We start from the raw sequence: 24,250 nt of genomic DNA on the forward strand, positions 1-24,250 counted from the left end.
CCCGACTTTTCGGACGGCGGTGGGCTCAGCCGTACTGGATCACAAGACGGTAACGAAAAGGTGTCCTGGCGGCAACTTAGGCCACGCGGTAGGCCCTTCTCGCGTTCGCCGTGGTTTCGCCGGCGAGTTGTTCGGCCGGGCGCCCGACGACTTCGGCGAGCGCACGCACGGTGTACGGCAGACAGTATGGCTCGTTCGGCGCACCCCGGAACGGGTGAGGGGTGAGGAACGGGGCGTCCGTCTCGATGAGCAGCTGTTCGGCCGGGATCAACGGAACGGCCTCGCGAAGCGCGTGCGCATTGCGGAAGCTGACGGTCCCCGACAGGCTGATCAGCCAGCCCGCATCGACGCAGGCCCGCGCCATCGCAGCGTCGGACGAGAAGCAGTGGAAGATCACGGTGTCCGGGGCGCCCTCGGCGCGCAGCACGTCGAGCACCTCGGCGTCGGCGTCGCGATTGTGGATCATCAGCGGCTTGCCGATGCGCTTGGCGAGGTCGATGTGCCAGGCGAAGGCCTCGCGTTGCTCGGCGGGCGTGGCGCAGCCCTCGAGCCGGCCCGGCCAGTACAGATCCATGCCGGTCTCGCCGACGGACACCACCCGCGGATGCGCCGCGAGGCGTTCGAGCTCCGCCCTGGCGTCATCGGTGAGTGCGTTCGCGCGCGTCGGGTGCAGGGCGACGGCGGCGTACACCCGCGGATCCCACTCGGCGGCCCGGGTCGCCCAGCGCGCCGAGGCCAGATCATCGGCGATGGTGACAACGGTCTGCACGCCGACGGCCTCGGCCCGGTCCACGATCGCGCGCACGTCGTCGGCGTCCTGGGCACCGCAGGCGTCGAGATGGGTGTGCGCGTCGATCAGCGGGGTCAGGGGTTCCGGCGGCGGCGGCGCCTCCCGCCCGGCTGAGCGCTTACTACTCACCGCAACACCATAAGGTTGTGTCCAAATGAGCATCCCGTTCTACATCACCACGGCGATCGACTACCCGAACGGCGCACCGCACATCGGACACGCGTACGAGAAGATCGCCACCGACGCCATCGCCCGCTTCAAACGGCTCGACGGCTTCGACGTCCGCTTCCTCACCGGCACCGACGAACACGGCCTGAAGATGGCCGAGACCGCCACCCGCGAGGGTCTCCCCACGCCCGACTTCGCCCGGCGCAACTCCGACGTGTTCCAGCGCCTCTACGAGAAGCTCGACATCTCCTTCGACCGGTTCATCCGCACCACCGATCCCGACCACATCGAGGCCTCGGTCGACATCTGGAACCGGATGGACGCGGCGGGTGACATCTACCTCGACGCGTACTCCGGCTGGTACTCGGTGCGCGACGAACGGTTCTTCACCGAGGGCGAGACCACGGTCCGCGACGACGGCACCCGGATCGCCACCGAGACCGGCGCACCGCTGACCTGGACCGAGGAGGAGACCTACTTCTTCCGGCTGTCGGCCTACGCCGACCGGTTGCTGGCCCATTACGAGGCCCACCCCGAGTTCATCGGGCCCGACGTACGGCGCAACGAGGTGGTCAGCTTCGTCTCCGGCGGCCTGCGAGACCTGTCCATCTCGCGCACCACCTTCGACTGGGGAGTTCCGGTGCCCGGCCACCCCGACCACGTCATGTACGTGTGGGTCGACGCGCTCACCAACTATCTGACCGGCGTCGGCTTTCCCGACACCGGCTCCGAGGCGTTCGAGAAGTACTGGCCGGCCGACCTGCACATGATCGGCAAGGACATCATCCGGTTCCACACCGTCTACTGGCCGGCGTTCCTGATGTCGGCCGGGATCGAACTGCCGCGCCGGGTGTTCGCCCACGGCCACCTGCTCAGCGGCGGCGAGAAGATGAGCAAGTCGGTCGGCAACGTCGTGGACCCGGTCGCACTCGTCAACACGTTCGGCGTCGACCAGGTGCGCTACTTCCTGCTGCGGGAGGTGCCGTTCGGGCAGGACGGCAACTACACCGAGGAAGGGATCATCGCCCGGATCAACGCCGACCTCGCCAACGAGCTGGGCAACCTGGCGCAGCGCTCGCTGTCGATGGTGGCCAAGAACCTCGACGGCGCCGTGCCCGAACCCGGCGCATTCACCCCGGAGGACACCGCACTGCTCGACGCGGCGGGCGCACTGCTGGACCGGGTGCGGGAGCACTACGACGGGCAGGCCCTGCACCTGGGGCTGGAGGCGATCTGGTCGGTGCTCGCCGCGGCCAACAGGTACTTCTCCGCCCAGGAGCCGTGGGTGCTGCGCAAGAGTGACGAGCAGCGCTTCAAGACCGTGCTCTACACGACGCTCGAGGTGGTACGGATCGCGGCGCTGCTCAGCCAGCCGGTGATGCCGACGGCGTCCGGCGCGCTGCTCGACCTGCTCGGCCAGCCCGCGGACCGGCGCGACTTCACCGCGATCGAGAATCGCCTCGTTTCGGGTACCCAGCTGCCTGCACCCCAGGGGGTGTTCCCGCGCTACCAGGTGGAGGACAGGTGAGCAGACCTCACGAAGGGCTCGAGGAGTCCCTGCAGAAGATCTACGACGAGGTCACCGGACGCAACCCCGGTGAGACGGAGTTCCACCAGGCCGTGTACGAGGTGCTCGAGAGCCTGCGGCCGGTGGTCGCCAAGCATCCCGAGTACGCCGACGCCGCGGTGATCCGCCGGCTCTGCGAGCCGGAGCGTCAGGTCATCTTCCGGGTGCCGTGGGTCGACGACGAGGGCGCCGTCCGCCTCAACCGGGGCTTCCGGGTGGAGTTCAACTCGGCCCTCGGTCCGTACAAGGGCGGCCTGCGCTTCCACCCGTCGGTGTACCTGGGCATCGTCAAGTTCCTCGGCTTCGAGCAGATCTTCAAGAACTCGCTGACGGGCATGCCGATCGGCGGCGCCAAAGGCGGCTCGGACTTCGACCCCAAAGGCCGTTCGGTCAACGAGGTCATGCGCTTCTGCCAATCGTTCATGACCGAGCTCTACCGCCACCTCGGCGAGCACACCGACGTCCCGGCCGGCGACATCGGCGTCGGCACCCGCGAGATCGGCTTCCTGTTCGGCCAATACAAGCGGATCACCAACCGCTACGAATCCGGCGTGCTCACCGGCAAGGGGCTGACCTGGGGCGGTTCACAGGTCCGCACGGAGGCCACCGGCTACGGCGCGGCCTTCTTCGTCACCGAGGTGCTCGCCGCCAGAGGCGAGTCGTTCGACGGCAAGAAGGTCGTGGTGTCGGGATCGGGCAATGTGGCCATCTACGCGATCGAGAAGGTGCATCAGCTCGGTGGGACCGTCGTCGCCTGCTCGGACTCCGGCGGGTATGTGGTCGAGCCCGGCGGCATCGATCTGGAGCTGCTCAAGGAGATCAAGGAGGTGCGCCGTGGCCGCATCTCCGAGTACGCCGAGAAGCGTTCGGACACCGCTCGATATGTCAGCGACTCGCCGATCTGGGAGGTGCCGTGCGACATCGCGCTGCCGTGCGCCACGCAGAACGAACTCGACGCCGACGGCGCCGCCGCGCTGATCGGGAACGGCTGCCAGATCATCGCCGAGGGCGCGAACATGCCGTGCACACCGAAGGCCGTTGAGGCCTTCGCCGAGGCCGGTGTCACCTTCGCGCCGGGCAAGGCCGTCAACGCGGGCGGCGTGGCCACCAGCGCGCTGGAGATGCAGCAGAACGCCTCCCGCGAGGCCTGGTTGTTCGAGGACACCGAAGAGCGCCTCGCGCAGATCATGCGGCGCATCCACGACCGCTGTCTGCACACCGCCGACGATTACGGCAGGCCGGGGAATTACGTCGACGGCGCCAACATCGCCGGGTTCATCCAGGTGGCCGACGCGATGCTGGCGCTCGGCGTCATCTGAGTGATCTGCGCCACAACTCTACCAGCGCCTGTCACACTCCCGGCGTGTGCGGTGTCTCCAAGGCAACCCGGCTCGATCGCAACGCCGGATGAACCGAGGAGTGTGAGATGACCGAACAGCACAGGGTGGTCGTGGTCGGCGGCGGTTACGCCGGCGTGATGGCCGCCAACCACCTGCGACTCGACGAAACCGTCGATGTGACCCTGATCAACCCCCGGCCGAACTTCGTGGAGCGGATCCGGCTGCACCAGGTCGTCACCGGTTCCGACGACTCCGTCGTGGACTACCAGAGCATTCTCGGCGCGGGCATCAGGCTCGTCGTGGATTCGGCAACCCGGATCGACGCCGCGAACCGGCGGGTCGAACTTGGTTCCGGCGACACGCTCGACTACGACTACCTGATCTACGCGGTCGGCAGCACCGGCGCCGCCGCGACGGTGCCAGGCGCCGCCGAGCACGCGTTCCCGATCTCGGAGTTCGAGCACGCCGAACCCCTGCGCGCCGCTGTCGCAGGCGCCGCCGCCGACGCGCCGATCGTCGTCGTGGGCGCGGGACCGACGGGTATCGAGGTCGCCGCCGAACTCGCCGAGGAGGGCCGCCGCGTCACCCTGGTGTGCGGCAGCGTGCTCGGTCCCTACCTGAGCACGGCGGGCCGGCGGGCCGCGGCCAAGCGGTTCGCCAAGCTCGGCGTCCGCGTGCTGGACGGACCCGGTGCGGTGGTGACGGCGGTCGGTCCTGCTGCGGTCACACTGGCCGACGGTCGGGAACTGCAGAGCGCCGTCACCATCTGGACCGCCGGTTTCGCGGTGCCCGATCTCGCCGCACGCAGCGGCCTGACCACCGACCCGATCGGGCGGCTGCTCACCGACGAGACGTTGACCAGCGTCGACGACGCCCACATCGTCGCCGCCGGTGACGCGTCGGCACCGTCCGACGTCCCGCTGCGGATGAGCTGCCAGGCGGCGATCCCGCTCGGCGCACAGGCCGCCAACACGGTGTTGAGCCGGATCGCCGGCACCGAACCCGCGGTGCTCAACCAGGCGTTCACCGGACAGTGCATCAGCATGGGCCGCAATGCGGGGCTCATCCAGCTCGCCCACCTCGACGACAGGGTGATGCCGTTGTACGTCGGCGGGCGCGTGGCGGCGTCGATCAAGGAAGCGGTGTGCAAGGGCACGGTCGCCTTCCTGGCCCGGGAAGCGCGCAAGCCGGGTAGCTACTTCTGGCTCAAGGGCGGCAAGCGGCAGCGACGGCTCGCCGAGGCGGTAGCGCTCCCGTGACGGCCTCGCCGGGTGCTTCGGAGCACGCCGAACGATTCACGTTGCTGCGACCGCTGCTGTTCACCATCGCCTACGAGATGCTGGGCAGCGCAACGGAATCCGATGACGTGCTGCAGGAGAGCTACCTGCGCTGGGCCGAGGTGGACCTGGACACGGTGCGCGACACCAAGGCCTACCTCGCCCAGCTCGTCACCCGGCAGGCCCTCAACGCCCTGCGATCGCAGTCACGCCGACGCGAGGACTACGTCGGGCCGTGGCTGCCCGAACCCCTGCTGCTGGACACCCGGGACCCGGCCGCCGACGTCGTCCTCGCCGAGTCGGTCTCGATGGCGATGCTGGTGGTGCTCGAGACATTGAGCCCCGACGAACGCGCGGTGTTCGTGCTGCGGGAGGTGTTCGGCTTCGACCACGACGAGATCGCCTCGGCCGTTGGCAAGTCCACGGTGGCGGTGCGCCAGATGGCGCACCGCGCCCGGGAGCACGTGCAGTCGCGGCGCAAACGGTTCGAGCCCGTCGACTCGAGGACGTCGGAAGCGCTCACCACCCGGTTCTTCGCGGCAGCCGCCAGCGGCGACCTCGACGACCTGATGGCGATGCTGGCCCCCGACGTCGTCTGGACCGCCGACAGCGACGGGAAGCGTTCCGCGGCAAGACGACCCGTTGCGGGCGCCGAGCGTGTCGCGAAGCTCGTCATGGGGCTGGTCCGGCAGGCCGGCGAGGGCGGCCGCATCGAACCGGCCATGTACAACAACGCCCCCGCGCTGCGGCTCTACCTCGGCGACAGCTTCGAAGGCGTGATCACCGTCGAGATCGTCGACGGCCGGATCACGAACTTCTACGCGATGCGCAACCCGGACAAGCTGGCCGGTGTCGACATCCGCCGGGAGATCAGCCGCTAGCTTCTGTCAGGCTTCACGGGTGCGGATCGAGCGGCTCGGCGACCTCGGCGACGCGCCCACGGTGCTGGCCGCCGTCGCCGGCGCCGCCACCCGCCGCGGCCTGCCACCTCCGGCCGCACTGATCGGCGACTGGTTCGGCTCGCGCGCGGTGATCGCGCCGAGCGTCGACGTGCAGCCGGTGGCGGCCGATTCGGTGTTCGACGTCGCGGCGGGTGACGATTCGACGGTCGGCGGCGGCTGGTTCGGCTACCTGTCCTATCCCGACCCGGGCGCGGACGGGCTCGGTGCGCGGATCCCCGAGGCGGCCGGCGGCTGGTCCGACTGTGTGCTCCGCCAGGACATCGACGGCGCGTGGTGGTACGAGAGTCTCTCCGGGACAGCGCTTCCCGAGTGGATCATCGACGGATTGCACCGCCCCGCCGCGGCAGCAGGCGCCGACATCGGGTGGCAGTCGCCCGACCGCGAGACCCACCGCACCGGTGTGCTCGCCTGCCTCGAGGCGATCGCCGCGGGCGAGGTGTACCAGGCGTGCGTGTGCACCCGGTTCGCCGGCCGGTTGCGCGGCGGTCCAATGGATTTCTTCGTCGACACCGTGACGCGCACTCAGCCCGCGCGGGCGGCGTACCTGGCGGGCGAGTGGGGCGCCGTGGCGTCCTTCTCGCCCGAGTTGTTCCTGCGCCGGCACGGGACGACGGTGACGTCGAGCCCGATCAAGGGCACACTCCCGCGCACCGCCGACCCCGCCGCGCTGCTGTCGTCGGTGAAGGATGTCGCCGAGAACATCATGATCGTCGACCTGGTCCGCAACGACCTCGGACGGGTCGCCGACATCGGCACCGTCACCGTGCCGGATCTGCTGTCCGTCCGACCGGCGCCCGGGGTGTGGCATCTGGTGTCCACGGTCTCGGCGCAGGTCGGTCCCGACGTGCCGATGGCGGCGCTGCTGAACGCCACGTTCCCGCCGGCGTCGGTGACCGGCACACCGAAGGAGCGGGCGCGCGGGCTGCTGCGGTCGTGGGAGCCGCATCGGCGCGGCATCTACTGCGGCACAATCGGTCTGGCATCACCGGTGGGCGGGTGCGAACTCAACGTGGCGATCCGGACCGTGGAGATCGACGCCGCGGGACACGCGGTGCTCGGGGTCGGCGGCGGCATCACCGCCGACTCCGACCCGGACCGCGAGTGGGACGAATGCCTGCACAAGGCAGCATCGATCGTCGACCCCGATCACTCCCGCGAGCGCAGCACCGCGTCGTAGAGCTCGCGGCGCGACGGCGACCCCGGGTGCGCCGCGACCACCTTTGCACAAGCGTCCTTCACCCGCATCCCCTCGTCGACGAGTGCGGTCACCTCCGCCACGAGCGTCGCCTCGTCGGCCTGCGGCACCGCCCCAGCCAGCACCACGGTGATCTCGCCGAGCACACCGTCCTCCGCCCAGTCGGTGAGCTCACTCAGCGACCCGCGGACGATCTCCTCGTGGGTCTTGGTCAGCTCCCGGCACACCACGGCGCGGCGCTGCCCGCCGAGCGCCTCGGCCGCATCGCGCAGGGTGACGGCCAGGCGCCGCGGCGACTCGAAGAACACGCAGGTGCGCGGTTCGGCGGCCAGGGCGGCGAACCAGGACACCCGCGCGGCGTGCTTGCGCGGGGCGAATCCCTCGAAGCAGAACCGGTCGGAGGGCAACCCGGACACCGCGAGCGCCGTCGTCACCGCCGACGGCCCGGGCAGGCAGCTCACCGGCAGACCGGCGTCGACACAGGCCGAGACCAGCCGGTATCCGGGATCGTTGATCAGCGGCATACCCGCGTCGCTGACCACCAGCACCGTCGCCCCGGAGCGGATGGCGTCGAGCAGACCGGGGATGCGCGTCGCCTCGTTCTGGTCGAACAGGCTGACCACCTTGCCGGCGATCCGGACCTCGAGCGCCTGGGCGAGAGCGCGCACCCGCCGGGTGTCCTCGGCCGCGACGATGTCGACGCTGCTCAATGCGGTGATCAGGCGGGCGGACGCATCCGTGGGCAAACCCAGGGGCGTGGCGCCGAGCAGTAGTCGACCAGGATTCGTCACAGCCGACAGCCTACGATCGCTGTCGTGACCGCCCCCGCCACCGAAGCGCCGCGCGCGGTCCCCGTCATCAGTCCGGCGCCATTGGCACCGCCCGCGGACTTCGGTCCGCTGGACCGGCTGTCAGGGTGGGCGATGACCGCCGTGGTCACGGCGCTGGCCGCGGTGACGAGGTTCCTCAACCTCGGCTCACCCACCGACGCGGGCACCCCGATCTTCGACGAGAAGCACTATGCGCCGCAGGCGTGGCAGATGCTGCACAACCACGGCATCGAGGACAACCCCGGCTACGGACTGGTGGTGCACCCGCCGGTCGGCAAACAACTGATCGCGATCGGTGAGGCGCTGTTCGGCTACAACGGCCTGGGCTGGCGGTTCTCCGGCGCGGTGTGCGGTGTGATCGTGGTGCTGCTGGTGGCCCGGATCGGGCGGCGCATCAGCCGGTCGACGATCGTCGGCGGTATCGCCGGGCTGTTGCTGATCGCCGACGGGGTGAGCTTCGTGGCGTCCCGGACGGCGCTGCTCGACGGGTTCCTGGTGGTGTTCGTGGTGGCGGCGTTCGGCTGCCTGATCGTCGACCGCGACCAGGTGCGTGAGCGGATGCACATCGCGATGCTCGAGGGCCGGATCGGTGAGACGGCGTGGGGCCCACGGCTCGGCGTGCGGTGGTGGCGGTTCGGCGCCGGGGTACTGCTCGGGTTGGCCTGCGCGACCAAGTGGTCGGGCCTGTACTTCGTGATGTTCTTCGGCGTGATGACGCTGGCGTTCGACATCGCGGCGCGCAGGCAGTACCGGGTGCGGCGGCCGTGGCGGGGCGCGCTGCGCCGCGACCTCGGACCGTCGGTGTACGCGATGGTGCTGATTCCGTTCGGCGTCTATCTGGCTTCGTACACACCGTGGTTCGCCTCGGAGACCGGGGTGAACCGGCATCAGGTGGGGCAGGCCATCGGCGAGGACAGCGTGCTGCCGATACCGGATGCGCTGCGGTCGCTCTGGTACTACACGCATGCCGCGTACCGGTTCCACTCCGGACTCACCAACGCCGACGGCAACCACCATCCGTGGGAGTCCAAGCCGTGGGCGTGGCCGATGTCGTTGCGGCCCGTGCTCTATGCGATCGACAACCAGGACGTGGCGGGCTGCGGCGCGCAATCGTGCGTCAAGGCCGTGATGCTGGTCGGCACGCCCGCGATGTGGTTCATCGCGGTACCGGTGCTCGGCTGGTCGGTGTGGCGGGCGTTCGTCAAACGGGACTGGCGCTACGCGGTGATCCTGGTGGGCTACTCGGCGGGCTTCCTGCCGTGGTTCGCCGACATCGACCGGCAGATGTACTTCTTCTACGCCGCGGTGATGGCGCCGTTCCTCGTGCTGGCCATCGCGATGATCCTCGGCGACATCCTGCACAAGCCCCGCCAGAACGCCGAGCGGCGAACGCTGGGGCTGCTGGTGGTGAGCATCTACGTGGCGCTCGTCATCACGAACTTCGCGTGGATGTATCCGATCCTGACCGGGATTCCGATCTCGCAGTCGACGTGGAACATGCAGATCTGGCTGCCCAGCTGGCGCTAGCGGTTTCGTTGGCGCCGAAATAGCACCCATGGTCGCGATTCGACGACGTTATCCACAGCCGTGTGTTCTCACTCGCGAACGGACCGTCACGTCGACCATGATTCGACAGTGTGGGGGAAGCGATCCTCGGCTCAGAGGCAGTGGCAGCGGGAGTCATATCGAGAGGCCGACTGCGATGGAACCACCGCATCATCTACCCCGATGTCTATGTTCCGCGCGATGCCGAGATCACGATGGCCGTCAAGGCGCATGCCGCCTACCTGTGGGCCCGGCGTCGAGCCGTGGTCACGGGCAGAGCCGCGGCGGCGCTGCACGGTGCGAAATGGGTTGACGACGTCGAACCCGTCGAACTGCTGTGTAGCAACAACCACCGTCCGTTCGGCATCGTCACCAGACGGGAGCGGTATTCACCGGACGAAGTCATGATCGTCGACGGCATTCGGGTCGCGACCCCGGCGAGGACGGCATTCGACCTGGGCCGTCACCTGCATCGGGGCAAGGCCGTCGCCCACCTTGACGCGCTGGCATCCGCGACCGGAATCGGACCGGCTGAGGTGTTGTCGCTCGCGAATCGTTACGCCGGCGCCCGCGGTACTCGAGCGTTGCGCACAGCGGCAGACCTCATGGATGCCGGTGCACAGTCACCGAAGGAGACCTGGCTGCGGCTGTTGCTCATCGACGCCGGCTATCCGCGACCAACGACGCAGATCCCCGTGTTCGACGACTACAGCGAGCCGTTCGCTTATCTCGACATGGGTTGGCAGGACGTGATGATCGCGGTGGAGTATGACGGCGATCAGCATCGCAAGGATCGCGGCCGCTACGTATGGGACGAACGGCGCCTCAGGCGACTGCTCCGCCTGGGGTGGCTGCACGTCAAGGTCATCGCCGAGGACCGGCCGGCGGATGTTCTCGCGCGAGTGCGATACGCGTGGACGCTTCGCGAACGAGAATCCATGGCAGTGAAAGCGCCCGCATAGCGACCAGGAGTGCTATCTCGCGACAAGACGCGCGCCTGCGCTAAAGCGGGTCGCGCGCCGCCGGACACGACATGCAGCGCGGGCCGCCGCGGCCGGTGCCCAGCTCGGACGCCGCGATCGACAGCACCTCGATGCCCGAGTCGCCAAGGCGCGCATTGGTTTCGACGTTGCGTTCGTAGGCGACGAGCACGCCGGGGGCGACGGCGAGGGTGTTGTTGCCGTCGTCCCACTGCTCACGCTCGGCCGTCACCGGGTCGAGGCCGGTGTCGATCACCCGCAACCGCTCGATGCCCATGGCCGCGGCGGCGGCGGTGACGAACGGCGCGGCGTCGTCGATCCGCACCCCGCCGCTGCCGTTGCGGTGGATCGTGAACGCCGACAGCGTGTCCTTGATGTTGGGATACATCACGACGGCGTCGACGTCGACCATCGTGCACACCGTGTCGAGATGCATCTGCGCGCGCTCCTGCGCGATCGGCACCGCCAGCACGGTGTGCGCGAGGTCGTCGTCGAACAGGCTGCGCGCCAAGGCTTCCGCGCCGGCCGGTGTGGTCCGCTCCCCCACGCCGACGGCGACCACGCCCTTCGCCAGCAGCAGCACGTCGCCGCCCTCGACCGGCGCCGAGCGCGACTCGTAGGCCCGTCGCACCCCGAGGAACCGCGGATGATGCGCGTAGATGAGGTCGGTGAGCGACGTCTCGCGCACCCGCGCCGGCAGCGCCAGCGACGTGATCGCCACCCGCGGGCCTATCCAGAACGACGAGTCGCGGGTGAACAGCAGATTGGGCAGCGGGTCGATGACGAAGTCACCGCCGTGATGCATGCGGCGCACGAGCGAGAACTCACCGCCGGCCAGCGGCAACTCGTTGAACGTCATCCCCGCCATCAGCACATGCGCCAGCGCCGCCGGTTCGAGTGTGCGCAGATACGCCGACAGTTCGTGCGCCAGCGGGATGCCCAGCCGTCGCGGGTCGACCGCCGCCGCGATGCCGTGCATCCGGGCCGCTCCGCTGACCAGCGCCTCGGACAGGAGTTCGGCCAGCAGCAGCACCTCCACGCCGCGCGACCGCAGCAGGTCGGCGAACGCATCGTGCTCCTGCTGCGCCTTGGCCACCCACGGCAGCCCGTCGAACAGGAGTGCGTCGTTGTTGCGCGGTGTGAGCCGCTGCAGTTCCGCGCCGGGGCGGTGCAGGATGACGACACGCAGCGGACCGACCTCGGAATCGGAGCCCAACACGGTGCCGGTCACATCTAGCACCGTAGCGCCAAACGTCACCTCAACTATTGTTCAGGTGTGGACACGCACGAGTTGACACCGGGCGAGATGGCCGAGCGCAGCGGCGTTGCGGTGTCGGCTTTGCACTTCTACGAGCGTGAAGGCCTGATCCAGAGCCGGCGAACGTCAGGCAACCAGCGGCGCTACGCGCGTGAGACGCTGCGGCGCGTCGCGTTCATCCGGATGTCGCAGCGCCTGGGCATCCCACTCGCCCGCATCCGGGACGCGCTGCGGACGCTGCCCACCGACCGCGTCCCCACCAGCAAGGACTGGGCCAGACTCTCGGCGGGCTGGCGCCAGGACATCGACGACCGCATCCTGCACCTGGAGCGACTGCGCGACAACCTGGCCGGGTGCATCGGCTGCGGCTGCCTCAGCCTCAAGACCTGCATCCTGTCCAATCCCGGCGATGTGCTGGCCGAACAGGGACCCGGCGCCGTTCGACTCTAAGATTTCGAACGGGTGTGCGATACACTCGCGAACATGGAGGTGGCTCTTCAGGACTCGCTGTTCGAGCACGCCGAACGCCGCCAGCTCGGAAACGGCGCCTGGCTCGACGTGCGATCCGGCTGGTTGACCGACGCCGACAGCCTCTTCGACGAACTCCTCGACACCGTGCCGTGGCGTGCGGAGCGCCGCCAGATGTACGACCGGGTGCTCGACGTCCCCCGGCTGGTCAGCTTCCACAACCTGATCGACGGGCCGGTGCCGCACCCGCGGCTCAAGCAGCTGCGCCGGCGCCTCAACGACACCTACGGCGGCGAGCTCGGCGAACAGTTCACCACGGCGGGGCTGTGCCTGTACCGCGACGGCAACGACAGCGTCGCCTGGCACGGCGACACCATCGGCCGCAGCAGCAGCCAGGACACGATGGTCGCCATCGTCGGCCTCGGCGCCACCCGGGTGTTCGCGCTGCGTCCCCGCGGCGGCGGACGGTCACTGCGGCTGCATCACCATCACGGCGACCTGCTGGTGATGGGCGGGTCGTGTCAGCGGACCTGGGAGCACGCGGTGCCGAAGACCACGAGGCCGACGGGACCGCGTATCAGCATCCAGTTCCGCCCGCAAGACGTGCGGTGAGCACTCACCCGCGGACGGCGGCGACCGCCGCGGTCAGCAGGTCGCGGGCCCGCTGCGTGTTCACCGGCGCAACCGGTTTGCCGGGCACCACCAACGGGTTCGCGGTGACGATCACCAGGTAGTCGTCGAAGCTGGCGACGTAGTTGTACAGCTCCCCCGTGCGCGGCTGCCTGTCGACGATCGTCTGCAGCACGCGGTGGGTGCCCCGTGTCGTCACGCCCTCGATCTGCGGGACGTCGACGGCCTCGGCCAGCCCGCGGAACTGCCCACCCGCGAACTCGACCTTCTTGCAGTTCTCCCCGGGGTCCGCCGACGGCACCGGCTCGGAGGTCTCAACGGCCATCGCGATGAAGCGGTTGCCCTCACCCTCGGCGAAGGTGGCGGCCATGTTGCCCTTGAGCCCCTCGGGCAGCAGCTGACCCTCGGCGAACTCGGCGCAGTCCGGCGGTGTGAAGGCGATGCCCGCGGGCAGCTTCTGGGGCGCGAGCAGCTTCGGGTCGATGCCGCTCGACGGCACGTTCGTCACCTTGAACTCCGGTCCGAAACTCGACCCGACCTGGTCGATCCGGTTGATGTCCGCGGTCGGCTCGTCGGATCCGCATGCGGCGAGCAGCACGGCGAGGCCGGCGACGGTCGTCGCCCTCAGAAGCAGCATCGGCGTCAATCTACCCGCCGCCGGGCGGTCAACCCCGCAACGCCGCCACGGTTTTCGTCAGGAGGGCCGCCGCGAAGCCCGCGTCGAGCGGAGTCTGGATCGAACCCGGATCGGTCACCACGGCGACCACCACCACGTGACCGTCGACGAACGCGTAACTCGTATCGGCGTGTGAGCGCGTTGCGGTGCCGCCCTCGACGGTGGTGACCACGTCGGCGGCCATGGCGAGGGTGGCGGCGCCGTCGACAGCCGGCGCGTTGACGCGGCTGACCGTGCCCGAGGTGGGTCCCGCCGTCAGCGTCCACCGTGTGCATCCGTCGACGAGCGCCGGATCCGGCGCCACCGCGCCGTCCGCCGCGAAGGTGTAGATGATGCCGCCGCCACCCGATGCCGACCATCCCCTCAGCGAGGCGGCGTCGAGCGCAGGATCGGCCAACGCACCGCACTGCGGCGGATCGGCGATCCACCCGGGGCCGAAACCCCACAGCGCCACCGGAGCCGGGCGGTCGGTGAGATCGGCCACCTCGTAGCCGGCGGGCAGTTCGGCCCGGACCCGGTCGACCCGTGCCGGGTTGACCACGCCGACCGTCGGGGTGGACGAGGCGATGGCCGCAGGTGGCGCCTCGGCCGGCGCGGCACAGGCCGCCAGACACAGCACCGTCGGTGCGACGGCCGCGTAGAGGCGCACGCGCCGTTGATACCACAGCGCACCCGCTTGAAACGGCCGAGCACGCCTGCGCCCTCAAATTCGTTCGGAATCAATTCGATTGAATCCACGTTTACAAGATCAGAACTCGAAAGGCATGACAAAATGAAAAAGTTGTACCTCGCCGCGATCGTGGGCGGGACGATGGCCGCGCTGGCACTCGGGGCGCCCACCGCGTCGGCCGCACCGGCCGGTGTCGGGTCGGCCGAGGAGACGGCCGCGGTGCTCGAGCGCAGTGGCTACCGAGTGGTGGTGGACAAGGTCGGCGATCTACCGCTGGACCAGTGCTCGGTGGCCGCCGTGCAACCCGGCGGGGGCCCGACACAGCCGATGAGCACCGGGGGCCACGGCGAGTCGGCCACGTTGCTGCTCACCGCGAAGTGCTGACTCAGGCCGCGGCGTCCTTGTTGTCCGCAGACTTCGACGGATCGTCGGTCTTTGCGTCGCCGGACTCAGGTGCGGTGCCGGTATTCGAGCGTTCCGGACGCTGACCTGTCAGCCGTTTCACGAAGTTCCGCAGATGACTTCCCGGGCGGCGCTCCGAGCGCGGCTTGGGATTCTCCTGCTCGTCGCCGGTGTTGTCGCGCTCCCGGAAGAACGTGTGCAGATTGCCGTTCGACCGCGGCTCCTCCTCGGCCTTCGGCACTTCCGGCTTCGGAGTCTCCGGCGTGCTCGCGGCCGCGGGAAGGGCTGACTGCGCGGTCGGCGGCTCGTCGCCGGCGATCTCGGTACCCGCTGTCAGCGAACCGGTTTCGGCCGGCTCGACCTCCGTGGACGTCGTGGGATCGGGCTTGCCCAGCGGGATGAACCCTACCGGCGCACCCTCGAGATCCTCGTCCTCGCCACCGACGCCGTAGATCCCGGCCGGTTGCGTGCCGAGCGGCCGCTCGCCGGTGGCCTCCTCGATACCGTCGTCGATGCCGACGGGGATCGAGGCGAGCAGGTTGACCAACAGCGAGACCGGATTGATCACGGGCACCAGCTGTGCCGGCACCGGCTCTCCCGGGCTGATGTCGCGACGGTAGGCCGTCTCGATGAGCACGCGCAGCGGCGCGTCGATGACCCGTAACAGCGCGCGCGGCACACCGAGCTGCTCGAGCGGCATCAGCAGCGGCAGGATGTCGGCGCCGACCATGTAGTAGTGGGTGTCTCCGAACTGCCCCTGGTCCTCATCGACTTCGTCCATGCCGGCATACGGCATGTCGCCGTGCAGCATCAGATAGGCGGCGAGTGAGTTCAGCGTCGCCAGCAGGTTGAGCGGGTAGAGCGGGAAGTCGCCGCCGAGGGCGTCGTACTGCTGCGCCACGTCGACGGTCGGCAGATGGCAGGTGTCGCCGACACAGCTGTCGGTCGGCGTTGCGCCGTCCATGGTGACGCCGAGGAACGGGATCGACAGCCCGTGGAACCGCATGAGCACACCGCCGTTGGGACGGTTGGGGTTCGACAGGAGCAGGAACGAGATGTCCTCAGTCTCATCACCGGCGATCCACTCGTCGCGGTACTCGTCGATCAGCCGTTGCTTCTCCATCGACGCGATGCGGGCACTCTGCGAGTAGCCGACGATCACCCACTCGTCGTTGACGCCTGGGTCGGGCTCGGTCACCACATGCGAGTCGCAGCCGGTGGTCATGCAGCCGTCGAGGTTGTCCGCACCCTCGGCCACCGAGTCGTCGAAGGTCTTCGAGCCGACGACCGGGAAGAATTCCTCGGGCGTGTAGACGGCCACCAGGCGGTACGGTTCGTTCGATTCGGCGTCTCGGTCGCCTTCGGTCGGTTCGAGGTAGTTGTCCTGCATCGCGTCGAGGTAGTCCCTCACCCACTGCTCGTCAGCGGTCAACGGATCATTGCTGACGCCGTCGTGGTTGGACTGCACCAGCGGGTGTTCGGTGCCGCCCATGATGAGTGCGGTGGTGGCCAGCAGTTGGACCATCGACGGCAGAGGTGAAGCCAAACCGAATGTGACCGCCGCCGCGACGGCTCCCCCGGCCAGTCCCAGCGAACGAAGTGTTGTGCGCATACGCGAGTGCCCCCATGAAGTACCAGCAATGATTTCCCCGGAGCCCAGTAATGACACCGGAGTCAATCGACAGCCGTTTCGTGCTGGGCAAACCTAGTTTCTCATCGGATTCTCAGGTTGCCAACGGACATCGTCGAAGTTTTCGGGCAACCGGCAGTAAGTACTTTCCGTCGGAAATACCGCACCGCCCGCCACCAGCCACAGCAAGCGAACAGTTGCCGATTTTCGGAATCGGTTCAGACGGGGCGGGCCCGGCGGCGGACGCGCCGGAAGTCTCCAATCGAGTTCCCATCGCCGTCGGCTAACCTGCCGGCGATTCAGCATTCGTCGGGCATTTGCCAGCCGTAGGCTCTTGCCGACATCAAGATTGACGGGAGAACTCATGAAGAATTCACGGCGCGCGAGTGGCGTAGCCATCGCGGCGGTGACCCTCGGTCTGGCACTGGTCGGGTGCGGGTCCGACACCGCCACCGAGCCGAGTGCGTCCAAGGAGACCTCGTCGAAGGCGCCTTCGAAATCCGAGACGACCAAGGCCGCTCCGGAGACCTCGCCCGCGCCGGCCGACGGCGCCAATTACACGATCGTCGACTACATCAAGGAGAACCAGATCGTCGAGACGCCGATCCACCGCGGCGATCCCGGCTCGCCGGCTCTCGACCTGCCCATCCCTCCCGGGTGGGAGGACGCCGGCCCGAACGCGCCGGAATGGGCTTGGGGCGCAATCGTGTTCGCCGATCCCGTTGCGGCAGGCGACCCGCCGAGCGTCATCGCGCTGATGTCGAAGCTGACCGGCAACGTGGACCCGGCCAAGGTCATCGAATTCGCGCCGAACGAGCTGAAGAACCTCGACGGCTGGGACGGCTCCGACGGGCAGGCCAGCACGATGAGTGGCTTCGAGGCGTGGCAGCTGAGCGGCACCTACGTCAAGGACGGCGCCACGCGGCTGATCGGTCAGAAGACCGTCGTGATCCCCGGGCAGGACGGCATGTACGTCCTGCAACTCAACGCCGACGGCCCGGAAGGCCAGCAGGGCCCGATGATGGACGCGATGAACCTCATCGACGAGCAGACCACCATCACCCCCTGACGGTCACGCGCGGGAGATCGCCGACGCATCGGCGATCTGCCCGGGCGTCGGCCGGACGCCGGTGTAGCGCTCGAACTGCTCGGCAGCCTGCAGCGCGATCACCTCGGCGCCGGTGATGACCGGCACCCCGGCGTCGCGGGCGGCAATGATGAGCGGTGTCTCCGACGGCATCGCCACCACGTCGAACACCGTCTCGGCCCGCGCGATCGTCGCGGTGTCGAAGGCACTGTCGCGTTCCTGCGGGCCGCCTGCCATGCCGACGGGTGTCACGTTGACGATCACCGCGGCGGTGCGTGACCCGACGTCGCCGGCGTAGTCGTAGCCGAGCCGGTCCGCCAGTTCGGCGCCGGTGGTGCGGTTGCGCGCCACGATGGTGCCGGTGCGGAAACCCGCGTCGCGGAAGGCGGTTCCGACGGCCGCGGCCATGCCGCCGCTGCCGCGGATCAGCACCGGGGCCGCCGGGTCGAGCCCATGCTCGGCGATCAGCCGCTGCACCGCCAGGTAGTCGGTGTTCGACGCGGTGAGGCGTCCGCCGGACACCGTGACGTCGTTGACGATGGTGTTCACCGCGTTGATCGCCCGGGCCGAGGGTTCCACCTCGTCGACGAGCGCCAGCACGTCTTGTTTGAACGGCATCGACACCGAGCAACCGCGGATGCCGAGGGCGCGCACGCCACCGATGGCGGCAGCGATGTCGGTGGTGGTGAACGCCTTGTAGAGGAAATCGAGTCCGAGCACGTCGTAGAGATGGTTGTGGAACCGGGTGCCGATGTTGCTGGGCCTGCCGGCCAGCGAGATGCACAGCCGGGTGTCCTTGCTCAGCGGTGGTCTTCGTGCGGCGCCGGTCATCCGACGGCCCGGATCACCTGGCGGGTGACGTCGCGGATCTGTTCGACCAGCCGCGGTTTCAGCGAGAGCCGGGACGCGTCGGGGACGGCGACGACGGTGGTGACGACGCCGAGGTCCTCACGGTGCCAGAACGCGCCGAAGCGGTCGAGGATCTTGCGCATGGGGAAATTGTCCGACAGCACGCGCGCGGAGAACCGTTGCACACCGTCGTACGCCGCGGACACGGCGAGCGCCTCCATCAGGAATGTGCCGATCCCGCGTCCCTGATAGGCGTCTCCGACGGTGAACGCGACCTCGGCGGTGGTGGGATCGAGCTCGTCACGAACGAATCGGGCGTCGGCGACCACCGGCCCGTCGGCGCCGTCGGTCATCACCCACACGAAATGGTCGAGATAGTCCACCTCGAACAGGTACGCCATCAGCGCCACCGTGGGTTTCCGCACCGACTGGAACCGCCGGTAGAGCGTCTCGCTGGAGAACTCGACCGGGCCGTTGATGGTGCGCTCGTTGTCGCCGGGCAGCACCGGCCGTAGGAAGAGTTCGGTGCCGTCGCGCACCCGCACCGGGATCGGGTCGGTGAAGGCCGCCAGCCGCTGCCGTGCGATACGCACCAGCTTGGCCATCATCGGCGGCAGGTCCAGCATCGTGGTGAACGCCTCGTGGCCACCCACCCAGCCGGTGAGTTGATCGATCGCCACCACCGTCGCCGTGCGCGGGGTGTTCCGCAGCAGCGCGATCTCGCCGACGATCATGCCGGGCGCGACGTCGACGACGAGAGGGTGTGTGTCGGCGGCCGCATGGGTGACCTGAGCGCGGCCGGAGCCGATCAGCAGGAAGGACACCGCCTGCTCACCCTGGCGCATGAGGATCTGACCTGGCGTGGCGGTCAGCGGCCGCAACTGGGCCGCCAGCGGCGCCAGAGCGTCAATGGGGCAGCCGGCAAAGAATTCCAGTGCCGCGAGTTCGTCTACGCGGACGGCTGTCGCACCGGCCACGCCCCGAGGCTACGGCCTGCCCCTCCGACCGGCAACCACCGTGGCGATCGCCGCGACGGTCGCGGTCAGCCCTCGGAGAGCCGACCGTTGTCCACGGTATCCGTGTGGTGGACTGGCACCGCACCCGCGGCCAACAGGGCCGCCATCGAGTCACCGGGGATCGAGCTGCCCCAACAGGTCTCGTACACACGTTCGCTTACGACAGCGTTTTCACCGGGACAGGGCCCGAACGCGGTCGAGGCTGCGCCTGCTGCGTACCGATGCCGGACCTGTGGCGGCCAGTCGCAGGATCAGGGCGATGACGTCATCCGGGCCGGTGCCTGCGAGCCGCGCGAAGTCGGACGCGAGGCCGGCGAGCTCCTCGGCGAACCGTGGTGAGAGGTCGCGCAGTTCCTCATCGGAGCGGGCGTAGAGGAACACCGGCGAGACCGGCTGCACGCCGAGCCCGTGCGCCTGCGCGGCGATCCACACCGCTTCGACCGCCTCCCCTCCTGCGGCGTAGTCGCGCAGGGCATCGCCCGCCACGGTCACCACCGCCAGCGCGCAGCTCGCCCGCACCCGGTCATGGGTGTCCTCGCCGAGTGCGCTGCCCGCCTCCCAGTCCGCGAGATGCGCCATCACCTCGGGCCGCCGGAGGATGTCGAGGATGGCGAGGTCGCCGGCGTCCATCTCGAGGCTCCGCACGTCGATGCCGTCGTCGAAGTCCGGGTCGCCCGGCCAGCGGAGCTCGGAGATCATCTCGGCGTGCAGCCGCGGCGTCAGATAACGGGTCCGGTCCGCAGCCTCGAGAATGTCTGCCGCACCGGCGAGTTCGGTGTCGCTGGTGAGCAGGCGCAGGCCCGCGCCATGGCGTGTGGCGGTCGCGTGGAGCGCCTCAGCGGTGGCGGGGTGGAGGGGTTCGGGGGTCCCGTGGTGCCGGTTGCTTTCGCGGGCGAGCATGGGCCGGTACAGCGCCGCGAGGACGGCGTCGCTGTGGCGGCCCAGCCGTAGCGTCGCCTGCAGCGGTACCCCGTCGGTGTTCTCGGTCATGGTGACGGGGCCGAGTACGTCGTGCGCTGCGGCCGCGACCCTGGCGTTGAAGAGCGCGGCTCCCAGCGCGACGGCACTGCCCCGGTATCCGACGTCCATTGCCGAAGTGCGATCTGGCGCAACACGTATCGTGAGCGCCTCGGGTGTGGCATCGATGCGCCACGGCTGCACGTTCCCGCCGGACGGCGCGCGGATCGCGGCGGCGGCGAGCACACCGGTCAGGCCGGGCAGGTCGGCGTCGCCCTGCTCGGGCGGCGGCTCGGGGGCCCGGCGGGCCATCTCGGGTTCGGCGAGCCGGTCGAGCGCGCCGCTCACGTCGATGCGCACTCGTCCGGACCGCAGTTCCTCGCCGAGCCCGATCCGGCGTACCGCCTCGGCCAGCGCCGTCGCGCCCAGCGCCACGTCGCCGGCGAGCTGCGGCCAGGTGGAGATCGACCGGTCCACCTCGACCAGCGACGCCGCAGTGCGCGACGACAACCGCGACGCCTCGAGGTGGCGCAGCATGTGCGGGACCTTGTCGCGGCTGCTCATGCCCGGCAGCAGCGACACGTCGAGTTCGCCGAGCAGTCCGTGCAGGATCGGGCGGTCCGGTTCGAGGTCGAACCGCTCGATGTCGATAAGTCCGCGGTCGCTGGTGGCCATCACCACCGGAATTCCGCGCGCCCGTGCGCCGAGCCGGAGCACCGCCTTCATGTCCAGCGAATCGCACTCCTCGACAACGATGTCCAGCCCGTCGAGGAACTCGTCGACGGTCTCGGAGGTGAGCCCCGCCTCGAAGACGCGGACCGGAAGGTACGGGTCGACCTCGGCGATCCGGCGGGCCGCGACGTGGGCCTTGTTCACCCCGAGGTCGAGCACCGTGGCGGGCACCCGGTTGAGGTTGGAAAGCTCGAGCCCGTCGAAGTCGGCAAGTCTCAGCTGCCCGCAGAGCCCCTGTGCGGCGAGCGTGTGGGCGATGACGTGGCCGACGCTGAGTCCTGCCACACCGATGCGCAGTGCGCCGAGCCGCTGCTGCTCCGCGGCGGTGATCATGTTGCGGTTGCGGTCGAGCCGGACAGCGCGGAAGGCCTTCGGTCCCAGCACGGCGACGACGCTGCGCCGCCACGGGAAGTACGCCCACCGGCCGGGCTCGTCGAGCAGTGCCGCATCGGGCGCACGCCGCAGCCGGTGCAGGTCGTCGAGCTGCTCTCGGCGCCGGTCGAGGAACTCGATGCGGGGGTCCGCGCGCAGCCGGTCGAGCATCGCCCGTTCGGCGGAGTCGTCGGGGTCGAGGAGATGGGCGGCGTAGATGTTGAGGCCGTCGTCGTCGACGCTCACCGGTACGCCCCGGGCTCACGGCGCCGGACCCTGGCCCTGATGTGGCCGTCGGCGACCATGGTGAGCGGCACGGCCACCCGGAAGTCACCGTCCAGCGACGTGACCTCGACGCGCCGGATGTAGATCGCCGGCCCGAGAGCCGCTTTCAGCATGGCGAAGTGGTCGCCGGGCACAGGCGGCAGCGACGCCAGCCGCGCCGCGGACTGATAACCCACCCCGGCCCTCTCCTTCGACACCGGAACGCATAACGATCATATGCGGGAGGACGGATCCGAGACTCCGGGGCCGGAGCGACGAGAGATGACCCGACACTGAGCTTAGCAGGACTAATTCTTCTAGTTTCAACGATTCGAGACACGCGTCAATATGTCCCCCGTTCGCGATGTCCCCCGTTGCGCGCCGAACTCGGTACCGATCAAGGGCACGGTGTCGCGGATCGCGCACCAGTTCGGCCATGGGATGGAGTCGGTGATTCCAGAACGATCAGCGAGCTCTGTCGGAACGTAGGAAACAGGAGCGTCACTTGGGCGGCCAGTCATCGATTCGACCATGCTTCAACAGCGCTTTCGCTGCCACTCTGTCAATGGGCCGCGACAACAAGAAGCCCTGGGCACGGTGGCAGCCGTACTGGAGCAGGAGGTCGGCTGCGGTCGTCGTCTCTACGCCTTCGGCAACGACTTCGAGCTGAAAGGCCTCGGCCAGCCCGATGGTCGACCGCACGATGGCGCGGTCGCCCTCATCCTCCGCGAGGCGAAGGACGAACCCCTTGTCGATCTTGATGGTATCGACGGGAAGCGACTTCAAATACGCAAGCGAGCTGTAGCCGGTTCCGAAGTCGTCGATGGCGAGTTTCACACCGAGGTCCTGTACGGCCAGCAGGCCCTTCCTGGTCACCTCGACGTCTTGAAAGACGCTTTCGGTGATCTCGAGGCAGAGCGCGGGAGCCGGCATGAGGAACTCGTCGAGAATGTGTGACACCTCGTCCGCGAAGTTCGCCGTCACCAGCTGCGCCGGCGAGACGTTGACGCGAAGCGTCAGTGATGGGTGCACGCCCTCCGCACGCCATTCCGCCCACTGAGCGCATGCCGTCCGTAGCACCCAGCGGCCGAGTTCACCTGCCAGGTTGATGGACTCGGCGACACCGATGAAGGCGTCGGGCGACAGGAGGCCCCGGGTGGGATGAAGCCACCGGACCAACGCCTCGACGGCGAGGATCTGCCCGGTCCGAAGATCAACTTCGGGGAGGTAATGCAGGGTCAAGGCGTCGTCTTCGATGCCTTGTTGCAGATGAAGTTCGACGTCCGTGCGAAGGCTCTGGCGCGCGAACATCTCCTGCGAATAGACCGTTATCCGGTCTCCGCCCGCCTTCTTGGCGTCCAGGAGCGCCTCATCGGCGCGTTGGATGACCTCCGACGCAGAGTCGATGCCGGGAGCGCCGGTGGCGACGCCGATGCTGACGGTACGTTTGATGACTTCACCGCCGACCGCGACGCCGCCGTTCACTTCGTGCCGCAGCCGATCCGCCAGCGTCTCGGCGTCGTCGGTGTCCATGGGTTTCACGGGTATGACCACGAATTCGTCGCCACCGAGTCTGCCGACAACACAGCTGTCTCCAAGCGAGTCACGCAGCCGTTCGGCGGCCACCTGGATGAACTTGTCGCCGGACCCGTGTCCGAGGTAGTCGTTGAGTGTCTTGAGCCTGTCCAAGTCGAGGAGGAGAACCGACACCGGCCCTGGTTGTCCGGCCCCTAGCCGTCCGTCGAGGTGCCCGATCAACGCCCGGCGGTTGTACAGGTTCGTCAGATCGTCGTGGTCGGCGAGGAACCGGAGCCGGTCCTCGGCGATCAAGCGGCCTTGCAGTTGCGCGAACATCGACGCGATCGCTTGTACCGCGTTCAGCTCCTCGGTAGTCCAATCGCGGTCGTCGAACTTGATGAAGCCCAGAGCGCCCGTGGTGACTCCGTGAGCCAACAGCGGTGCGGTCGTGATCGAGATGACTGGGATGCCGTTGGCGCGTTCGACGCGATCACCGTATTCCTCGGTGATGGGGTCCGGTCGAATAACGATGGGTTCGGTGAGGTGTTCGAGTATCGCGAAGACGGGGTCGGCGTTCTCGAACGCGACGTCGCCGAGCGGGTCGGGGTCGGGAATGTCGTGTCTGGGCGGCCACTCAGCAACGAGTTTGGTGACGCGTGCGTCGTGGTCGTTGTGGCGAAGGAAGCTGGCGTCGACGTCGAACACGGCGACGAGATCGTGCAGGATGCATTGACTAAGTGCGGCCGCGGTGTTCGTGTCGGCGGCCATCAATTGGGTCGCAACGGCGGTGACCACGAGGTCGAGGCTTGGCGCCATAATCCCTATCCTCCTGCTGACGAATTCCCGCCGACCTCAACGTTAGGGCATGTTGGGGTCTCCATGCGGTTGACGGCGCCGACAATTCTGTGAGGGTGCGCCGCATGGGTGAGCCTGAGTACCGAAGCCTGCGCTTCGCCCGGTCGCGTTCCGGCCACCTCGCGGAACTTCGATTGTCGGAGACGCAGTACTGCAGCAAACGTGGTTGTGAACCGTCCCGGCATGTCCGGACACTCCCTTTGTTGGGAAGG

22 protein-coding genes are annotated in these 24,250 nt (G+C 68.6%); 11 read left to right on the forward strand and 11 right to left on the reverse strand.

What is annotated here, in order from left to right; genetic code table 11:
* Positions 1–76 precede the first annotated feature (76 nt).
* Positions 77–952, reverse strand: a complete 876-nt coding sequence (locus O6P37_RS02380) for a TatD family hydrolase (RefSeq protein WP_408633090.1) — start codon at positions 950–952, stop codon at positions 77–79.
* Here O6P37_RS02380 and metG point away from each other — a divergent pair.
* The 5 genes from metG to O6P37_RS02405 all read left to right on the forward strand — a co-directional run bounded on the left by metG (position 945) and on the right by O6P37_RS02405 (position 7,281).
* Positions 945–2,486, forward strand: coding sequence for a methionine--tRNA ligase (gene metG / locus O6P37_RS02385; protein WP_269892553.1), 1,542 nt, complete (start codon positions 945–947; stop codon positions 2,484–2,486). The genes O6P37_RS02380 and metG overlap by 8 nt on opposite strands.
* The gene (gdhA, locus tag O6P37_RS02390) at positions 2,483–3,844 is read left to right on the forward strand and encodes an NADP-specific glutamate dehydrogenase (RefSeq protein ID WP_269892554.1); all 1,362 of its coding nucleotides are present in this window, start codon (positions 2,483–2,485) and stop codon (positions 3,842–3,844) included. The genes metG and gdhA overlap by 4 nt, the downstream gene beginning before the upstream one ends.
* A 107-nt stretch (positions 3,845–3,951) precedes the next feature.
* Complete coding sequence (locus O6P37_RS02395) at positions 3,952–5,124, forward strand: NAD(P)/FAD-dependent oxidoreductase (RefSeq protein ID WP_269892555.1); 1,173 nt, start codon at positions 3,952–3,954, stop codon at positions 5,122–5,124.
* Positions 5,121–6,023, forward strand: a complete 903-nt coding sequence (locus tag O6P37_RS02400) for an RNA polymerase sigma-70 factor (RefSeq protein WP_269892556.1) — start codon at positions 5,121–5,123, stop codon at positions 6,021–6,023. Before O6P37_RS02395 ends, O6P37_RS02400 begins: the two co-directional genes overlap by 4 nt.
* Positions 6,024–6,042: 19 nt before the next feature.
* Positions 6,043–7,281: an aminodeoxychorismate synthase component I gene (locus tag O6P37_RS02405; protein WP_269892557.1), complete on the forward strand. Its 1,239-nt coding sequence runs from the start codon at positions 6,043–6,045 to the stop codon at positions 7,279–7,281.
* Here the strand turns inward: O6P37_RS02405 and rsmI are convergent.
* Complete coding sequence (rsmI, locus tag O6P37_RS02410; protein WP_269892558.1) at positions 7,251–8,090, reverse strand: 16S rRNA (cytidine(1402)-2'-O)-methyltransferase; 840 nt, start codon at positions 8,088–8,090, stop codon at positions 7,251–7,253. The genes O6P37_RS02405 and rsmI overlap by 31 nt on opposite strands.
* 24 nt (positions 8,091–8,114) lie before the next feature.
* On the opposite strand from rsmI, the gene O6P37_RS02415 reads away from it, so the two are divergent.
* Entirely contained in the window at positions 8,115–9,656 is a 1,542-nt protein-coding gene (locus O6P37_RS02415) for a dolichyl-phosphate-mannose--protein mannosyltransferase (RefSeq protein ID WP_269892559.1), read from the forward strand.
* Positions 9,657–9,766: 110 nt separating this feature from the next.
* Entirely contained in the window at positions 9,767–10,636 is an 870-nt protein-coding gene (locus O6P37_RS02420; protein ID WP_269892560.1) for a hypothetical protein, read from the forward strand.
* A gap of 40 nt (positions 10,637–10,676) precedes the next feature.
* On the opposite strand, the gene arcA is transcribed toward O6P37_RS02420, so the two are convergent.
* Positions 10,677–11,885 (reverse strand): arginine deiminase, encoded by a 1,209-nt coding sequence (gene arcA, locus O6P37_RS02425; RefSeq protein WP_308214600.1) that lies wholly within the window; start codon positions 11,883–11,885, stop codon positions 10,677–10,679.
* Between the two features lie 45 nt (positions 11,886–11,930).
* Between arcA and soxR the strand changes: the two genes are divergently transcribed.
* Together soxR and O6P37_RS02435 are read left to right on the forward strand one after the other, a co-directional pair.
* Positions 11,931–12,362 (forward strand): redox-sensitive transcriptional activator SoxR, encoded by a 432-nt coding sequence (gene soxR, locus O6P37_RS02430; RefSeq protein ID WP_269892561.1) that lies wholly within the window; start codon positions 11,931–11,933, stop codon positions 12,360–12,362.
* 33 nt (positions 12,363–12,395) lie between these two features.
* Positions 12,396–12,992 (forward strand): alpha-ketoglutarate-dependent dioxygenase AlkB, encoded by a 597-nt coding sequence (locus tag O6P37_RS02435; RefSeq protein ID WP_269892562.1) that lies wholly within the window; start codon positions 12,396–12,398, stop codon positions 12,990–12,992.
* 4 nt (positions 12,993–12,996) lie between these two features.
* On the opposite strand, the gene O6P37_RS02440 is transcribed toward O6P37_RS02435, so the two are convergent.
* On the reverse strand, positions 12,997–13,647 hold the full coding sequence (locus O6P37_RS02440) for a DUF5642 family protein (RefSeq protein ID WP_269892563.1): 651 nt from the start codon (positions 13,645–13,647) through the stop codon (positions 12,997–12,999).
* A 28-nt stretch (positions 13,648–13,675) separates the two neighbouring features.
* Positions 13,676–14,335, reverse strand: coding sequence for a DUF5642 family protein (locus O6P37_RS02445; protein WP_269892564.1), 660 nt, complete (start codon positions 14,333–14,335; stop codon positions 13,676–13,678).
* A gap of 123 nt (positions 14,336–14,458) precedes the next feature.
* Here O6P37_RS02445 and O6P37_RS02450 point away from each other — a divergent pair, with 123 nt between their 5' ends.
* Positions 14,459–14,740: a hypothetical protein gene (locus O6P37_RS02450; protein ID WP_269892565.1), complete on the forward strand. Its 282-nt coding sequence runs from the start codon at positions 14,459–14,461 to the stop codon at positions 14,738–14,740.
* A 1-nt stretch (position 14,741) separates the two neighbouring features.
* Here the strand turns inward: O6P37_RS02450 and O6P37_RS02455 are convergent, their stop codons facing one another.
* Positions 14,742–16,370 carry a PE-PPE domain-containing protein gene (locus O6P37_RS02455; protein WP_269892566.1) on the reverse strand — a complete coding sequence of 543 codons (1,629 nt, stop codon included), beginning with the start codon at positions 16,368–16,370 and terminating at the stop codon, positions 14,742–14,744.
* A gap of 382 nt (positions 16,371–16,752) precedes the next feature.
* Between O6P37_RS02455 and O6P37_RS02460 the strand changes: the two genes are divergently transcribed.
* Positions 16,753–17,457 carry an LpqN/LpqT family lipoprotein gene (locus tag O6P37_RS02460; protein ID WP_269892567.1) on the forward strand — a complete coding sequence of 235 codons (705 nt, stop codon included), beginning with the start codon at positions 16,753–16,755 and terminating at the stop codon, positions 17,455–17,457.
* Positions 17,458–17,460: 3 nt separating this feature from the next.
* Here O6P37_RS02460 and O6P37_RS02465 read toward each other — a convergent pair whose 3' ends face one another.
* The 5 genes from O6P37_RS02465 to O6P37_RS02485 form a co-directional block, all read right to left on the reverse strand.
* Positions 17,461–18,306 carry a shikimate 5-dehydrogenase gene (locus O6P37_RS02465; RefSeq protein WP_269892568.1) on the reverse strand — a complete coding sequence of 282 codons (846 nt, stop codon included), beginning with the start codon at positions 18,304–18,306 and terminating at the stop codon, positions 17,461–17,463.
* The gene (locus O6P37_RS02470; RefSeq protein ID WP_269892569.1) at positions 18,303–19,301 is read right to left on the reverse strand and encodes a GNAT family N-acetyltransferase; all 999 of its coding nucleotides are present in this window, start codon (positions 19,299–19,301) and stop codon (positions 18,303–18,305) included. The genes O6P37_RS02465 and O6P37_RS02470 overlap by 4 nt, the downstream gene beginning before the upstream one ends.
* A gap of 210 nt (positions 19,302–19,511) precedes the next feature.
* The gene (locus tag O6P37_RS02475; RefSeq protein WP_408633091.1) at positions 19,512–21,647 is read right to left on the reverse strand and encodes an Rv1355c family protein; all 2,136 of its coding nucleotides are present in this window, start codon (positions 21,645–21,647) and stop codon (positions 19,512–19,514) included.
* Complete coding sequence (locus tag O6P37_RS02480) at positions 21,644–21,862, reverse strand: hypothetical protein (protein ID WP_269892570.1); 219 nt, start codon at positions 21,860–21,862, stop codon at positions 21,644–21,646. Before O6P37_RS02480 ends, O6P37_RS02475 begins: the two co-directional genes overlap by 4 nt.
* Before the next feature lie 304 nt (positions 21,863–22,166).
* On the reverse strand, positions 22,167–23,999 hold the full coding sequence (locus O6P37_RS02485; RefSeq protein WP_269892571.1) for a putative bifunctional diguanylate cyclase/phosphodiesterase: 1,833 nt from the start codon (positions 23,997–23,999) through the stop codon (positions 22,167–22,169).
* Between the last annotated feature and the right edge of the window lie 251 nt (positions 24,000–24,250).

Origin of the sequence: Mycobacterium hippophais (assembly GCF_027529605.1) — a bacterium.
Classification (GTDB): domain Bacteria; phylum Actinomycetota; class Actinomycetes; order Mycobacteriales; family Mycobacteriaceae; genus Mycobacterium; species Mycobacterium arseniciresistens.

What these genes read in the sequence shown, in the direction of transcription:
- metG (WP_269892553.1), top strand. Translation starts at nt 945, where the DNA reads ATGAGCATCCCGTTCTACATCACCACGGCGATCGACTACCCGAACGGC.
- O6P37_RS02380 (WP_408633090.1), bottom strand. Translation starts at nt 952, where the DNA reads ATGCTCATTTGGACACAACCTTATGGTGTTGCGGTGAGTAGTAAGCGC.
- O6P37_RS02395 (WP_269892555.1), top strand. Translation starts at nt 3,952, where the DNA reads ATGACCGAACAGCACAGGGTGGTCGTGGTCGGCGGCGGTTACGCCGGC.
- O6P37_RS02435 (WP_269892562.1), top strand. Translation starts at nt 12,396, where the DNA reads ATGGAGGTGGCTCTTCAGGACTCGCTGTTCGAGCACGCCGAACGCCGC.
- O6P37_RS02440 (WP_269892563.1), bottom strand. Translation starts at nt 13,647, where the DNA reads ATGCTGCTTCTGAGGGCGACGACCGTCGCCGGCCTCGCCGTGCTGCTC.
- O6P37_RS02450 (WP_269892565.1), top strand. Translation starts at nt 14,459, where the DNA reads ATGAAAAAGTTGTACCTCGCCGCGATCGTGGGCGGGACGATGGCCGCG.
- O6P37_RS02455 (WP_269892566.1), bottom strand. Translation starts at nt 16,370, where the DNA reads ATGCGCACAACACTTCGTTCGCTGGGACTGGCCGGGGGAGCCGTCGCG.
- O6P37_RS02460 (WP_269892567.1), top strand. Translation starts at nt 16,753, where the DNA reads ATGAAGAATTCACGGCGCGCGAGTGGCGTAGCCATCGCGGCGGTGACC.
- O6P37_RS02465 (WP_269892568.1), bottom strand. Translation starts at nt 18,306, where the DNA reads ATGACCGGCGCCGCACGAAGACCACCGCTGAGCAAGGACACCCGGCTG.
- O6P37_RS02485 (WP_269892571.1), bottom strand. Translation starts at nt 23,999, where the DNA reads ATGGCGCCAAGCCTCGACCTCGTGGTCACCGCCGTTGCGACCCAATTG.